Source organism: Rhodococcus sp. 24CO, assembly GCF_050586165.1.
GTDB lineage: Bacteria > Actinomycetota > Actinomycetes > Mycobacteriales > Mycobacteriaceae > Rhodococcus_F.
The window spans coordinates 96,432-109,977 of record NZ_JAZFNF010000007.1; the positions used below are offsets into that span (position 1 = coordinate 96,432).

13 protein-coding genes and 1 riboswitch are annotated in these 13,546 nt (G+C 63.1%); of the genes, 1 reads left to right on the plus strand and 12 read right to left on the minus strand.

Going from position 1 to position 13,546, the window contains the following annotated elements; translation table 11 throughout:
• Positions 1–86: 86 nt before the first annotated feature.
• From V2B23_RS18185 to V2B23_RS18220, 8 genes are all read right to left on the minus strand, one after another.
• Positions 87–1,472, minus strand: a complete 1,386-nt coding sequence (locus V2B23_RS18185; RefSeq protein WP_033231014.1) for a class II 3-deoxy-7-phosphoheptulonate synthase — start codon at positions 1,470–1,472, stop codon at positions 87–89.
• A gap of 90 nt (positions 1,473–1,562) precedes the next feature.
• A complete protein-coding gene (locus V2B23_RS18190) occupies positions 1,563–2,054 on the minus strand; it encodes a polyadenylate-specific 3'-exoribonuclease AS (RefSeq protein WP_430951640.1) in 492 nt (163 codons plus the stop codon).
• A 66-nt stretch (positions 2,055–2,120) separates the two neighbouring features.
• Positions 2,121–2,927 (minus strand): lysophospholipid acyltransferase family protein, encoded by an 807-nt coding sequence (locus tag V2B23_RS18195; RefSeq protein ID WP_430951954.1) that lies wholly within the window; start codon positions 2,925–2,927, stop codon positions 2,121–2,123.
• Between the two features lie 108 nt (positions 2,928–3,035).
• Positions 3,036–4,034: an ROK family protein gene (locus V2B23_RS18200; protein ID WP_430951641.1), complete on the minus strand. Its 999-nt coding sequence runs from the start codon at positions 4,032–4,034 to the stop codon at positions 3,036–3,038.
• A gap of 66 nt (positions 4,035–4,100) precedes the next feature.
• Positions 4,101–4,520 (minus strand): hypothetical protein, encoded by a 420-nt coding sequence (locus V2B23_RS18205; protein ID WP_430951642.1) that lies wholly within the window; start codon positions 4,518–4,520, stop codon positions 4,101–4,103.
• The gene (locus tag V2B23_RS18210) at positions 4,517–5,734 is read right to left on the minus strand and encodes an ArsA family ATPase (protein WP_430951955.1); all 1,218 of its coding nucleotides are present in this window, start codon (positions 5,732–5,734) and stop codon (positions 4,517–4,519) included. The genes V2B23_RS18205 and V2B23_RS18210 overlap by 4 nt, the downstream gene beginning before the upstream one ends.
• Complete coding sequence (locus V2B23_RS18215; RefSeq protein ID WP_430951643.1) at positions 5,731–6,168, minus strand: SRPBCC family protein; 438 nt, start codon at positions 6,166–6,168, stop codon at positions 5,731–5,733. The genes V2B23_RS18210 and V2B23_RS18215 overlap by 4 nt, the downstream gene beginning before the upstream one ends.
• A 78-nt stretch (positions 6,169–6,246) precedes the next feature.
• Positions 6,247–6,639 carry a polyketide cyclase / dehydrase and lipid transport gene (locus V2B23_RS18220; protein WP_033231019.1) on the minus strand — a complete coding sequence of 131 codons (393 nt, stop codon included), beginning with the start codon at positions 6,637–6,639 and terminating at the stop codon, positions 6,247–6,249.
• A gap of 161 nt (positions 6,640–6,800) precedes the next feature.
• Here V2B23_RS18220 and V2B23_RS18225 point away from each other — a divergent pair, with 161 nt between their 5' ends.
• The gene (locus V2B23_RS18225; protein WP_430951644.1) at positions 6,801–8,612 is read left to right on the plus strand and encodes an AMP-dependent synthetase/ligase; all 1,812 of its coding nucleotides are present in this window, start codon (positions 6,801–6,803) and stop codon (positions 8,610–8,612) included.
• A 70-nt stretch (positions 8,613–8,682) separates the two neighbouring features.
• On the opposite strand, the gene V2B23_RS18230 is transcribed toward V2B23_RS18225, so the two are convergent.
• From V2B23_RS18230 to V2B23_RS18245, 4 genes are all read right to left on the minus strand, one after another.
• Positions 8,683–9,810 carry a glycosyltransferase family 4 protein gene (locus tag V2B23_RS18230; RefSeq protein WP_430951645.1) on the minus strand — a complete coding sequence of 376 codons (1,128 nt, stop codon included), beginning with the start codon at positions 9,808–9,810 and terminating at the stop codon, positions 8,683–8,685.
• Between the two features lie 75 nt (positions 9,811–9,885).
• Positions 9,886–11,256 (minus strand): peptidase MA family metallohydrolase, encoded by a 1,371-nt coding sequence (locus tag V2B23_RS18235; RefSeq protein WP_430951646.1) that lies wholly within the window; start codon positions 11,254–11,256, stop codon positions 9,886–9,888.
• 69 nt (positions 11,257–11,325) lie between these two features.
• Complete coding sequence (locus V2B23_RS18240; protein WP_430951647.1) at positions 11,326–12,294, minus strand: C40 family peptidase; 969 nt, start codon at positions 12,292–12,294, stop codon at positions 11,326–11,328.
• A 425-nt stretch (positions 12,295–12,719) separates the two neighbouring features.
• On the minus strand, positions 12,720–13,295 hold the full coding sequence (locus tag V2B23_RS18245; RefSeq protein WP_430951648.1) for a C40 family peptidase: 576 nt from the start codon (positions 13,293–13,295) through the stop codon (positions 12,720–12,722).
• A 14-nt stretch (positions 13,296–13,309) separates the two neighbouring features.
• Positions 13,310–13,487: riboswitch (cyclic di-AMP (ydaO/yuaA leader) on the minus strand.
• Positions 13,488–13,546 lie beyond the last annotated feature (59 nt).

Genomic DNA, 13,546 nt, shown 5'->3' on the forward strand with positions numbered 1-13,546 from the left:
GTGCCTGACCGAACCGACACCCTGCCAACGTAAAACGCCCCCACTCGCTTACGGCGAGTGAGGGCATTCGACACAACCGCTACGGGTCAGCCACGCAGCATTTCTGCGACGAGGAACGCAAGCTCCAACGACTGCTGGGTGTTGAGGCGAGGATCGCAGGCCGTCTCGTAACGACCCGACAGGTCGCCGTCCGAAATATCCTGCGCACCGCCGAGGCACTCGGTGACGTTCTCGCCCGTCAACTCGACGTGAATGCCGCCCGGGTGGGTGCCGAGTCCGTTGTGGACCTCGAAGAAGCCCTGAACCTCGTCGACGATGCGATCGAAGTGACGCGTCTTGTAACCGGTGGAGGCCTCGTGCGTGTTGCCATGCATGGGATCGCACTGCCAGATGACCTGATGACCGGTGGCCTGGACCTTCTCGATGATCGCGGGAAGGAGATCACGGACCTTGCCGTTACCCATCCGCGAGATCAGCGTCAGGCGACCTGGCTTGTTGGTCGGGTCGAGACGCTCGACGTATTCGACGGCCATCTCCGGAGTGGTCGTGGGACCGATCTTCAGACCGATCGGGTTCGAGACCAACTCCGCAAAGGCGATGTGGGCGCCGTCGAGCTGACGGGTACGGTCGCCGATCCACAGGAAGTGAGCCGACAGGTCGTAGAGCTTGGGGTGATCGCTGTCGTTGTCGAGACGCAGCATCGCACGCTCGTAGTCGAGAACCAGCGCTTCGTGGCTGGCGAAGATCTGCGCCTGGTGCAGGCTCGGATCGGTCACGCCGCAAGCGTTCATGAACTGCAGGCCACGATCGATTTCGGACGCGAGCTGCTCGTAGCGTGCTCCTGCCGGAGACGCTGCCACGAACTCGCGGTTCCAGTCGTGGACCTTGTGCAGGTCGGCCATACCGGCGCCGGTGAGCGCCCGAACCAGGTTCATCGCGGCACTGGCATTTGCGTACGCCCGTACCAATCGGGACGGATCGTGGGCGCGAACAGCCTCGTCGGCGACAATCGAGTTGACCATGTCGCCGCGGTAGGACTTGAGGCCCAACGAGTCGATGTCGGCTGACCGGGGCTTGGCGTACTGACCCGCGATACGTGCCACCTTGACCACCGGCATGGAGGACCCGTACGTCAAGACGACAGCCATCTGCAGCAGAGTGCGGATATTGCCCTTGATGTGCGGCTCCGTGTTGTCGGCAAACGTCTCGGCGCAGTCGCCACCCTGCAACAGGAACGCTTCACCGCGCGCTACCTGCGCAAGGCGATCCGACAGTGCCTCGACTTCGCTGGCCACGGTGATCGGCGGCACGCTCTCGAGCACAGTACGCATCGCAGCCGCCTGGTCAGCGGGCCACGAAGGCTGCTGCGCGGCAGGTTTCGCAAGGGCCTCGTCGAGCTGCTGACGCAGTCCGGCAGGCAGCGGCGGAAGTTCGGGCAAGCGGTCGATCGGCACGTCGACAGTCCAGTTCACTAGTACAGGATATTCGCTCACCTACCCGCGCGTCACACAGGCTCTCGTTAGCGCGCGGTCTCGTCTAACCGAGTTCAGCGTCACAGCAGGTCAACGAAGTGACCGGACCCGGGCAATCGCGTCGAACTTCACCAGATTGTGTCGTGCATCCGCCAGAGCGTCGTGCGCATCGGACGGTGCAGGCGGCAGAGCCGGGCTCCCGTTGTCCTCCCAGAACTGGCGCAACTCCCGCGTGTAGCGCGGCAACGACTGCGGCAGTTCGGTCATGTCGCCCCACAGCTGACACAGAGCGACGTGGTCGTACGCCGCGACCCATGCCCAAAGCTCGGGAACCACCATCGGCCGCGGAACGAAGAACTTCAGGAGATCGTCACGGATCTTGTCGCGCGGCTTCCAGAGCGGAGACGACGGCGCGGGGAGCTTCGGCAGAACGTTCTTGCGCACCCAACTGCCGGCCCGCGCGGGATCGAATTCCGTCGAGACGGCGTAGTACTCACGGCCGTCCTCGCAGACGACGCCGATGGACACGAGGTCGATGGTTCGACCGTCTTCGATGAATTCACAGTCGTAGAAGTAGCGCACGGCACAAAACTATGCCGCACGGCCAGTCTCGAGAGCTAATGCACGTCCGGCAGTTGTGGGAAATCTCTAACTCGCGCGTGTGTCCGGGACGTGCGGCCCATCAGCTTGCTCGGCATCGGGGTCGGCAACGGCTGCAAGCGGAGCGCCAGCCTCGTCGGGCTGGTGGGCCTCTTCGGAAGTGGGTTCCTCCGCCTTGACCGGCTTCGGGTTCTTCAAACTCGCCGCATAGATGTCGACGTATTCCTGGCCCGACAGCTTCATCAGCTTGTACATGACCTCGTCGGTGACAGCCCGCTCCACGAAGCGGTTGCCGCCCATCCCCTCGAAACGTGAGAAGTCGATTGGTTCACCGACGATGACGGTGACCTTTGCCGGACGCCACATTCTCGAACCGATGGGGTTCATCTTGTCGGTGCCCACCATCGCGACGGGAATCACCTTGACACCGGATTCGAGTGCAAGACGAGCCATTCCGGTCTTGCCCTTGTACAGACGACCATCCGGTGAGCGAGTGCCCTCGGGGTAGATACCGAGCAGCTTGCCGCCGTCGAGGACCCGGAGGCCTGCGTTGAGCGCGTCCTGGGCTGCATCCGCTCCGGTGCGATCGATGGGCACCTGGCCGACGGCCGTGAAGAACCATCGCTGGAATGCACCCTTGAGTCCGGTCCCGGTGAAGTACTCACTCTTCGCGAGAAACGTGATGCGACGGTTCGAGCGCAGCGGAAGATAGAACGAGTCCAGAACTGCTTGATGGTTGCTGGCGAGAATCGCCGCACCGTCAGTGGGAATGTTCGCGTGCCCCTTGATCGTCGGACGCCCGAGCAGCACGAGAATCGGCCCCAACAACACATACTTGAAGAGCCAATACCACACGGCGTCCCTCCCATTCACAACCCGAATTGCCTTGTGCACGACCTTACTGCGCACCGGTAACCCTCGCTACACATGCCCCGATCGGCACCTGGCGATCACACGTGTGGCTCAACGCCGGGCAGGCGAAATGATGCCGGGAACCACCGAACGCGCCAACGCAGCAGCCCCCACCATCCCCGCGGCCTCTCCCAACTGGGCAGTGCGAATCCGGGCCAGAGGTCGATACTTCGCACCCGTCAACAACGTTGCGTACTGCTCACGGGCATTGTCGAGAAACAGCGGAGCCGAACTCGCGACGCCGCCGGCGATCACCACGACATCGGGGTCGTACACGTCGGCGACCATCGCCAGCCCGACTGCGAGCCAATGCGTGAACTCCGCCATCGTCGCCAACGCGAGTGGGTCACCGTCGTAGGCGGCGTTGGCGATTCGCCGCCCGGTCAAGCTACCCGGGTCGACGGCAACTTCTCGCGCCAGGACTGTGGACGCGGCCGGGTCTGCGGCCAGAAGCTCAATTGCGGTGTCCACCAATGCAGTTCCGCTGCAGTATCGCTCCCAGCAGCCACGCTTGCCACACGCGCACGGTCGGCCGTCCGGCACGACCTGGACATGACCGAATTCCGGCGCAACACCGTAACTCCCCCGGTACAGCTCGCCGCCGATCAGCAGCGCGCCGCCGATGCCTGTCCCGATCGCCACGGTCACGACGTTCCGGCCACCAGCCGCAGCACCGAATCGATACTCCGCGTACGCCGCCGCATTGGCATCGTGTTCGAGAACAACCGGTAACCCCAACCGTGCGCTCAGATCCTTGCCGACCGGCGCGTTCACCCACGGCAGGTGCGGAGCGAAAAGCACGACCCCGTAGTCCGAGGTGATGAATCCGGCTACGGCCAAACCCACCGCGGCTACCTTGTGTCGGCTGACCAGTTCACGCACCACCCGATCGAGCGCATCCTCGAGCGACCGCGCTGATTGGGGCGTCGGAGCCTGCGTGGTATCGAGCACCTGGCCGTCGACGTCAACCACCGACGCCCGGATACTGGTGCCGCCCACATCTATTCCGACGGTCAGGATGTCGGTACCTGCACTGCGCTTCGTGATCATCCGGTCTCCACACTCGGTTGTATTCCTTGACGATAGCGCCCACCGACAGCACCGAAATACCAGCGTTTACCGCTTGACAGTCACCGCAATCGGAACAAATACGGACGAACGGGACTTCGCCGACGAGGTACCGTCGGGCGTCGGCACGCCACCCCCAGGACCACCGTCCGGCTTATCGCCCGATGTGGTTCGCCCGTCGCCGAGAAACTCGTCCAGCAGCTCACGCAGCAACGCCAGAAGAACGGCGGCATGCCCGGCCAGGATTGCCAGAAGCTCGTGATGTTCACCCCGCATCAAGGCTGCGAGCGCGCACACCGGGCACCAACTGCAGCCACTGAACGCAGGCAGTCCCTCCGAAGGCTCGAGATCCGCCGATGCGTTCGTACGCCCTTCCGCCATCTGGGCCACAATCGGCTCGATTCGGGAGAGGACGGCGTCGGCCAACACCCGAAAATCGGCTAGAAGCTTGGTGTGATCGTCGTTCATGCGGGCCACACCGCGGGGTCCGGTGAGAAACTAATGATCAGATAGGCGCCGTCGAGTTCGGCACCGGTCACGACGCATCGCCGCAACACCGATGCAAGTCTCACTCTCCGTCGCACCCCGTCCGCTCCCACCAGCACATCGTCCTCTACCCGACCCAACGTCAGCGACGACGGATCGACGAGCGGCAGATACATCCGCATCGCGTAGACCGATTCCAAGCCCGTCCCCGATTCCAGCGTCACTGTTATCGGGTCGGGATGGCGGTGCGGCTGCGCGGCGGCCCCCTCGCCCAGCGCAACTGCAATGTCGCCCAGGGCCGCCAACCCTACCGGTTCGGTGCCGACATGTTCGACAACCGTGACGGCAATCCCATCGGCGGTGTCGCGGATCGCCGCGAGCGCCGACAACTGTGCCGCGCGAACATTGGACAACCAGCGCATATTTTCATCTGCGGTGTTATGTGAAACAAGTTGTGGAACAACACTATTGACGACTATCCGCGCAACCGGCAGCGCTGAGAGCGCAAGACCGGACAGTGTGCGCCGAGTCGCCAGCACTGCTGATCTCTGCGCCGACGTCACGATATGAAACTCCGTGCGCGAAGCGTCGGCGAGACACGCTGCGATCTCGTCGACCGACGAGACAATGCGTTCGATCACCGACACCAACAGCATCAGCCGCACGTCGGTCGCCGCCACCGCCGCAAGCCGTCGGTGACGCGGCCACAGTCGCTCGAGGTACTCGGACACCATCGACGGCGCGCCGAAGATCCGCAACGCCTCCGGCGACGGCGGGCAATCTACGACCACGACGTCGTATACGCCGCTCGACGCCATCCCGACTACCTCTGCAAGCGCCAGAATATCCGCGATGCCAAGAGAACCCGTCAGCTCCTCAGGCTCCAAAGCCTGGAGCGACGAGCCGTGCTCATGGGAACCCACAGCATCGAGTAGCGCTGACACACCACGGAACTTGTCCTCGACAAGAGTCAACGTGTCGACCTGCCAGACATCCACCCGGTCGAACAGTGGGGTCACTACACGCGGAACCGGAATCGCCAGTACATCCGCGAGCGAATGAAGCCGATCGATGGACATCAGCAGAACCTTGGAACCGGCAGTCGCCGCCGACAGCGCCGCGGCAGACGCCAGCGTCGTCGTTCCGCTGCCACCGTTGCCGATGAAGAGTTGAAGACGGGCCCGCGCGGCGTTCAGCCCTCGACTCGCTTCTTCAGTTCCTTCAACGCCGTGTCGGTGATGATCTTCTCGGCCTTGCGTTTGAACAACCCGATCATCGGGATTGTCAGGTCGACTGTCAGCTCGTAGGTAACGGATGTACTGCCGCCCGGCTCGGAACGCAAAGTGTACGAACCGGATTGGGACTTCTGAATCTCTCCGCTCACCAGTTTCCAGCTCACCGACATTCCGTCGGGCGCCCACGTGTACACCAGCTCGTACTTGTCCTTCACAACCCCGGCATCGAGGACGAACCGCACCCGGTTCGCGCGACCGTTACCGCCAACTTCCAGAACCTCGACGGACTTGGCCGCCGCAACCCACGCGGGGTACTCCTCGAAATCGGCGATCACGGCCATGACGGCATCAGGTTGAGCGTCGATGCTGATCAACCCCTTGGTTTTCTCGGCCATCCGACTACTCTTCCTTCCCTCGAAACTTCATGGTCCTGCAATTCTCCACGAACACAGGCCTGAAAACTTCCTGCCGCGTCACACAGATTCAGGCGCCACACCTGCCGGGCGCCCCGCTTCCAGCTCGCGCTTGAGTTCAAAGGACATGACCTTGCCGTCGACGCGCCGCGCGCGATTCATGGCGGCAAGGTCGAGATCAGCCAGGCCTGACGGCGACACACCTACTGGTTCCGCGTGCAGGAAGTAGTGAACGATGGCGCCGTCCATGACCGGTTCGAGCCACACCTCCATGGTGCCGACGAGACTGCCGGACACACCCCACCGGAAGCCTGCGGGACCGCGGTCCTCGCGCACCTCTAGCTGGAGATCTCGCCACCACCGGCGCCACTGCGCACGCGAGGACAACAGTTCGGCGACACGCTCGGGCGGTGCCGCGATGAAAGTCTGGTCTGCGACCTGAATGCTGCTCACGACAGTTAGCTTCACATATCGCGTCGACGGGTGAGCGAACGGTGCCACACCACTGCGAACCGGACAGACTGTAAGCCGGGCCACAACTATGCCGGACGTGCGACTACAGTGAATAGTGTCAAACCCTACTCGTCAGTATTTCGCAGTGTCGGAGGTATTTTGTGCCTGAATACAGCGCACCCCAGACGTTCACGATTCCCGAGGATGCCTCTGCGGTCGACTCGGTGTTCACATTCGCGAAGACGAAGCCTGCGGCCGTCGTCTACAAGCGAAAGGTCGGCTCCGCGTGGGTCGATGTCACTGCCGGCGAGTTCGCCGCCCAGGTAACCGCAGTTGCCAAGGGCCTGATCGCGATCGGCGTCAAGCAGGGCGATCGCGTCGGCCTGATGTCCGCGACTCGCTACGAGTGGCCATTGATCGATTACGCGATCTGGGCCGCAGGCGGCGTGACCGTTCCGATCTACGAAACATCCGCGGCCGAGCAGGTTCGCTGGATTCTCGAGGATTCCGAGGCGATCGACCTCGTTGTCGAGAACGACGTCCACGCAGCCACCGTCAAGGACGTCGCAGAAGCGTCGCCGTCGCTGCGCACCGTCTACCAGATCGAGGCTCTCGCAGGCGGACGCGGCGCAGTCGAGGAGCTGTCCGCCCTGGGCGCCGACATTTCCGACGACGAGGTCCAGACGCGCATCAACGCTCTGAAGGCCTCCGATCCCGCAACCCTGATCTACACCTCCGGCACTACCGGCCGTCCCAAGGGCTGCCAACTGACACACTCCAATCTCATCGCGGAGTCGAAGGGAATCCTCGACTCCAACCTCGGCGATCTGCTCAAGACGCCAGGTGTGCGCACCCTGATGTTCCTGCCCCTCGCTCACGTCCTGGCGCGCGCGGTCAGCATCGCCTCGTTCGACGCCGGCGCCACACTCGGGCACACCAGCGACATTCCGAACCTCGTCCCCACCTTCGGCGAATTCAAGCCCGACTTCATCCTGTCGGTACCGCGAGTGTTCGAGAAGGTCTACAACAGCGCCCGCGCAAAGGCCCACGGCGAGGGCAAGGGCAAGATCTTCGACGCGGCCGCGGAGACCGCTGTCGCGTGGAGCGAGGCCCAGGACAAGGGTGGCGCCGGCATCGTCCTCAAGGCCAAGCACGCGTTGTTCGACAAACTTGTCTACTCCAAGCTCCGGGCAGCCCTCGGCGGACAGTGCCAACTCGCCATTTCCGGTGGCGCCCCGCTCGGTGCGCGGCTCGGCCACTTCTTCCGCGGCATCGGTGTCACGATTTACGAGGGATACGGCCTCACCGAAACCACCGCCGCATTTGCCGTCAACACCATCGGCTCCCAGAAGGTCGGAACCGTCGGAAAACCATTGGCCGGCAACTCTGTTCGCATTGCCGACGACGGTGAGATCTTACTCTCCGGGCCCGTGGTCTTCACCGGTTACTGGCGCAACGAGAAGGCAACCGCCGAGTCGATCGAGAACGGCTGGTTCCACACCGGCGACCTCGGGACCGTCGACGAGGACGGGTTCATCACTATCACCGGACGCAAGAAGGAAATCATCGTCACGGCAGGCGGAAAGAACGTCTCCCCCGCCCAGCTCGAGGACGCATTGCGCGCGCATCCGCTCATCAGCCAGGCAATCGTCGTGGGCGATCAGAAGCCGTTCATCGGCGCACTCATCACCATCGACGCCGAAGCACTGCCGGCCTGGAACGAGCGCAATAACAAGTCAGCCGGCACCACCGCGGCTGATCTGGTCAGCGACGGCGAACTTGTCGGCGATATCCAGGACGCGATCGACGAGGCCAACAAGCTGGTCTCCCATGCCGAGGCGATCAAGAAGTTCAAGATCCTGCCGGTCGACTTCTCCGAGGACACAGGCGAACTCACCCCGACGATGAAGCTCAAGCGCAACGTCGTCCACGCCAGCTTTGCTGCGGAGATCGAGATGATCTACGCGAAGTAACACCGCGCACACCTGTGGCCGCCATACCTTGGACGAGGTGTGGCGGCCACAGTGCTTCGGTGCTCGCGTCTCAGCCGAGCATCGCCTGCAACTTCGACGCGAGCGTGTCCCACTTCCAGTCGGTTGCCACCCAGTCGCGACCGGCAGCGCCCATTGCCGCGGCTCGATCACGATCGGACAGGATCTCGATCACCGAGGCGGCAACGTCGGCAACCGACGTACCGTCGACCACTAGCCCGGTCTTGTTCTGCTGCACCGTTTCCGGGGCACCTCCACTGCGACCCGCGATCACGGGAACACCCGTCGCCGACGCTTCGAGGTACACAATCCCGAGACCTTCGACGTCGAGTCCCGCGCCGCGGGTGCGGCATGGCATCGCAAAGACATCGGCGATGGTGTGGTGGGCAGACAATTCCGCTGCCGGGACGGTGCCCGTGAACACGACGTGATCGTCCATCCCCGTCTTGTGGGCGAGCTCACGCAGCTTCTCGTCGTACGGACCGCCCCCGACGATGACGAGTACTGCGCCGTCGATGCTCGCGCGGATGGTCGGCAGAGCCTTGATCAACATGTCCTGTCCCTTGCGCGGCACCAGCCGTGAGAGGCAGAGAATCGTCGGGCGCTCCCCCAGTCCGTACCGTGACCGCAATTCTGCACGAGCGGCCGAATCAGGGTGGAAGACAGACGTATCCACTCCTGACGGCAAGTGCTCCAGCGCAGCCTGCGGCCCGAACGCCGCCGCGAACCGCCCACGGGTGTATTTGCTGACAAACGTCACCGTGTCGGTGTTTTCACCGATTGTCCGCAACGACTGCCGCGCACCGGGAATCATCGACCAACCCACTTCGTGACCGTGAGTACTCGCGATCACCCGCGACGCTCCCGCCCGGCGAACCACCGGCGCCAACAACGCAAGGGGCGCCGCCGCCCCGAACCACACGGACTCGCAGTCGTGCTTCTTGACCAGTTTCGCGGCACGTCTGGCGACAAACGGAGTCGGAAGCATCAACGTCGTGGGATGCCTCACTACCTCGAAAGGTTGAGCGGCATCGAATTTCTTGTGCGAATCACCGCGCCACCGCGGCGCATAGACAACCAGCTTGTCGGCCGGAAGATGCTTCGCGAACGTATGTAGATACGACTGGATTCCGCCCGGTCGGGGCGGAAAATCATTGGTCACCAAAAGGGTCCGGCGCATTGGTCCACCGTAAAGCACGAGCCGAGTAACCCCCGCTGCGGTGCAGCCAATCAACCCACGCTGCGGTGCAGCCAATCAACCCAGTGTGCGGTGCAGCCAATCCACCCAGCCGTCGCGCAGGTCGTCGATACTCACGCCGAGCACGTCGACGATGCGCCGGTTGATCTCCTCCGGTGTCGACGGACCCACAGCCAAGGCGCGGAACAGTTCCGTCAGCTTGGACTCGCCGAAACGATCCGCAACATAGGCGTTGATCGACCACGCCGATTCGTACGCAAGGGAACTCACCACCGGTACGCCCCCGAACTGTGAATCCTCGGGAAACTCGGACGGCAGGTCACCGGAACGAACAGCGGCTGCAAGTGTCGGCGCAATCTCTCGCGCGGCCCGCCCGGAGCCACGGTTGCCGGCATATTCCGCGTAACCTTCGAGCACCCACATGGGTGACCCGTCCCGGGTCTGGGATCGGGCCGCGATATGCATCATCTCGTGGCGAAGCACCGCCTGCCGCGTCGTCGAAGTCAAGCGTGACGCGGCGGCCGGCGAGAATATGATGCGCTGCCCACTCACTTCACTGGCACCGTCGCGCACCGTATCCGCCACCGACACAGCCGCAATGGACGATCCGTCGTGCTGCGAACCGACCATCGCCGTGAATTCCTCGGGCGAACCGGCGACCATCACGACAGCCCGCTCGGACCAACCCTCGCCCCACAGTTGCGTCGTGTTCTTCACAGCCCCGTCGAGGTCCGCGGCCAACGCGTCGACAAATGCCTGCTGCCCCGGGTGCCCGACGACTATCGAATCCTGCGCCGCGTTGGTCGCAACCGTGAGTGGACCGAAATCCCATGGACCGTGCCACGAGTCGACGCTCAATTGCGAATCGGTCGAGCCGGAACCAAGTACGTCGACAATCGAGCCGTCCGCGAAGACGGACCACGTACCGTCACGCTCCGCAAAAGTCATCCAGACGGACTTACGCGTCGGCGCTGCGTCCACACCGTCGAGGGCATAACGCAAGATCACCTGAGCGCCCCACAACGTGACACCGTCGGGCGAACCGGTGTGAGCAGCCTCGACGAATGTTCCCGGCGAGACCTCGTACGCCCAATCCGAAAAACTCAATGCACCAGCGGCTGTGGCGCGTCGTATCTCTGCGTCGAGCAAGCCCGGGGTGGCAGCCGCGTCCACGAACTGCGCCAACGACATCGGATCGTCGGACATCTGGGCGCGTGCCCACGAATCGAGAAGGGCCTGAACGTCACTGACGCGCGCAGCGTCCGCCTCTGCGGCTGACTGCTCGGACGAGCCTGGCGAGTCGGTCAGAACTACGGTCAGCCCGAGAATCACCACGACGGCACACCCGAGCGCAATGAGAGCCGGGTATTCCCAGCGGCGCTTACGGTTCGTCCCGGCTGCGGGGGACGTCATGGGGTCACTCGACACGATGCCGAGTGTAGGAGACGAAGGGGACCCCCAGTCGCAGCGGCCGAGCCACTCGTGACGATGCGCTGGTCAGTAACGGCGAGCAGTCGAGAACTGCATCCCCGCCATCGACTCCACCTTTACCGGCACGCCGAACGTCGACGCGTGGAGAATGTTGCCGTCGCCCGCGTAGATACCGACATGTGAATTGTCGCTGTAGAACGTGACGATGTCGCCCGGCTGCAACTGGTCACGGGATATCGGCGTGCCACCCGCTGCCTGCGCCTGGCTGGACCGCGGCAAAGTTTTGCCGATTTGTTTGTACGACCACACGACAAGCCCGGAGCAATCGAACTCGTTGGGTCCGGTAGCTCCCCAGACGTACGGGTCGCCGATGCGGGTCAATCCGGCCTGTAGTGCCGCGGTGCCCGACCCCGGAGTCAAATTAGCCAGAATTTTGCTGGCGTCGACACCTTCTGGGAATGTCGACCCACTCAACTGCACGCGTTCGGCATCGGTCAGATCGTCGAACGCCTTGGTCACCTCGGCAACCTGAGCCTGAAGTTCACTCTGCTTGCGCTGGAGATCGTCGCTGAGCGCCTTCGCCTGATCGGCCGCAACCCGCGCAGCATCCGCGGACTGTTGCGACGAGTCCGCCGCCTGGCGAGCGTCGAGCGTCGCTTCGTTGAACTGGCGGACCTGCACCGCCGCATCGTTGGAGATGACATCGAGTGCAGACATCTGATCGAGCAGCTGCTGCGGTGAATCGCTGACCATCAAGGCAAAGAGCCGATTGGTCCGCGCGCCCTGATAATTGGCCGTAGCAATTCGGTTCACAGCCGGCGCAACCTCGGCGACCTTGGCCTTTGCCGCGTCGTACCGTCCCCGATCCTCGGAAAGTCGAGCTTCCGCGTCGAGCTGCACGGACGTCTTGGCGTCGAGATCGATCTGCGCGTTGTGTAAAGCCTCGTTGGTCTGCTCGGACACTCGGGCGAGTTCGCCGAGCTTCTCGAGCGCCTCGGTGGGATTCGTGATCACCGGGTCGGCGGTCGCCGGCATCGATGGCAACGCAACAAGCCCGATTGCCAACACACTGGTTGTCAGCGCGATGCGAACACGGCTGTACTTTCTCGATGAAAACGATCTGGAAAAAACCACGGAACGCGACTCTCCGTCTCAGTCTTGTGATGCCTGCCGATGCCCGTCAGGATCTGTTAGCTGGATGTCAACTACCCACACTACCTGCCGGCGGCACCTAATGTCTCGATCAGGTTACGGAATGGCATACGTTTGTGTCTACTCACCGGTAGGGGTAACAGGAGTGAAGTAAGGGGTGAAGTACTCAGAACGCCCACAGCTCGCCCGGATAAACAGATGTGGGCCTCGAATCAGTTGATTCGAGGCCCACATCTGCATTGAGTGGAACTGCCCCTTTTCCAGTGGATCAGGTCTACCTTCACAGGCAACCGATCGGTGACACCGGATCAGAAGCGGCGAGCACCGTCGTATGGCATGGACGACACGGGTGCCAGCTTCACGGGCTGACCCGCGGTCGAAGCATGGATGACATTTCCGTTGCCGGCATAGATGCCCGAGTGCGATCCGCCGTAGAAGGAGATGACGTCGCCGACGCGGAGATCGGACTGTGCAACTGCAACACCGGCAGCAGCCTGGTCGTAGCTCGTGCGGGGGATGTTGAGGCCGGCCTGCTTGTAAGCCCACTGGATCAGACCGGAGCAGTCGAACGCGTCCGGGCCTGCCGCGCCGTACACGTACGGGGCGCCCAGCTTGCTCTCTGCGGCGCGAACAGCCTGCTCACCAAGGGTGGAGATGGGAGCGGCGGGTGCGACCTGTGCGATCGGCGCAAACGCGGGGTTGTCCGTGACACCGGGGATCACGGGAAGTTCGGGGATCGAGACGCCCGGGATGTCGAACGTACCGACACCGGGGATGGTGATGGGGTCTGCCGAGGCAGGCGCAGCGGTTGTAGCAAAGGCTCCGGCTGCAAGTGCGCCGGCGACAACCAGTGTTGCCGAACGCTTCAAACTTTGTGACGCCACTTAAGGGGTGCTCCATTTCTTCCATTCGTCCGCCGACCGAGTTAGCTGACGGGTTCGGGCTGGGAAGATCAGCCCTACCCGCGTGGTCCGTAGCGATGACGCTTGCTACGCCCCAGGCGGGATTCACCCCAGTGAAACTTGGGTTCCCGGTTCGGGTTCCTCGCGGAGATCCCGATTAGGCGGTTCCTGACGATGCCGGTCCTTTGTGGCCCGGCAAGACTTCGTTAGGTCTCAGGAAGATTACGAAATGA

Excerpts from the sequence above, each read along its gene's own strand:
- V2B23_RS18230 (WP_430951645.1), bottom strand. The coding sequence starts at position 9,810 with ATGCGCCGGACCCTTTTGGTGACCAATGATTTTCCGCCCCGACCGGGC.
- V2B23_RS18205 (WP_430951642.1), bottom strand. The coding sequence starts at position 4,520 with ATGAACGACGATCACACCAAGCTTCTAGCCGATTTTCGGGTGTTGGCC.
- V2B23_RS18240 (WP_430951647.1), bottom strand. The coding sequence starts at position 12,294 with ATGCCGGCGACCGCCGACCCGGTGATCACGAATCCCACCGAGGCGCTC.
- V2B23_RS18200 (WP_430951641.1), bottom strand. The coding sequence starts at position 4,034 with ATGATCACGAAGCGCAGTGCAGGTACCGACATCCTGACCGTCGGAATA.
- V2B23_RS18215 (WP_430951643.1), bottom strand. The coding sequence starts at position 6,168 with ATGGCCGAGAAAACCAAGGGGTTGATCAGCATCGACGCTCAACCTGAT.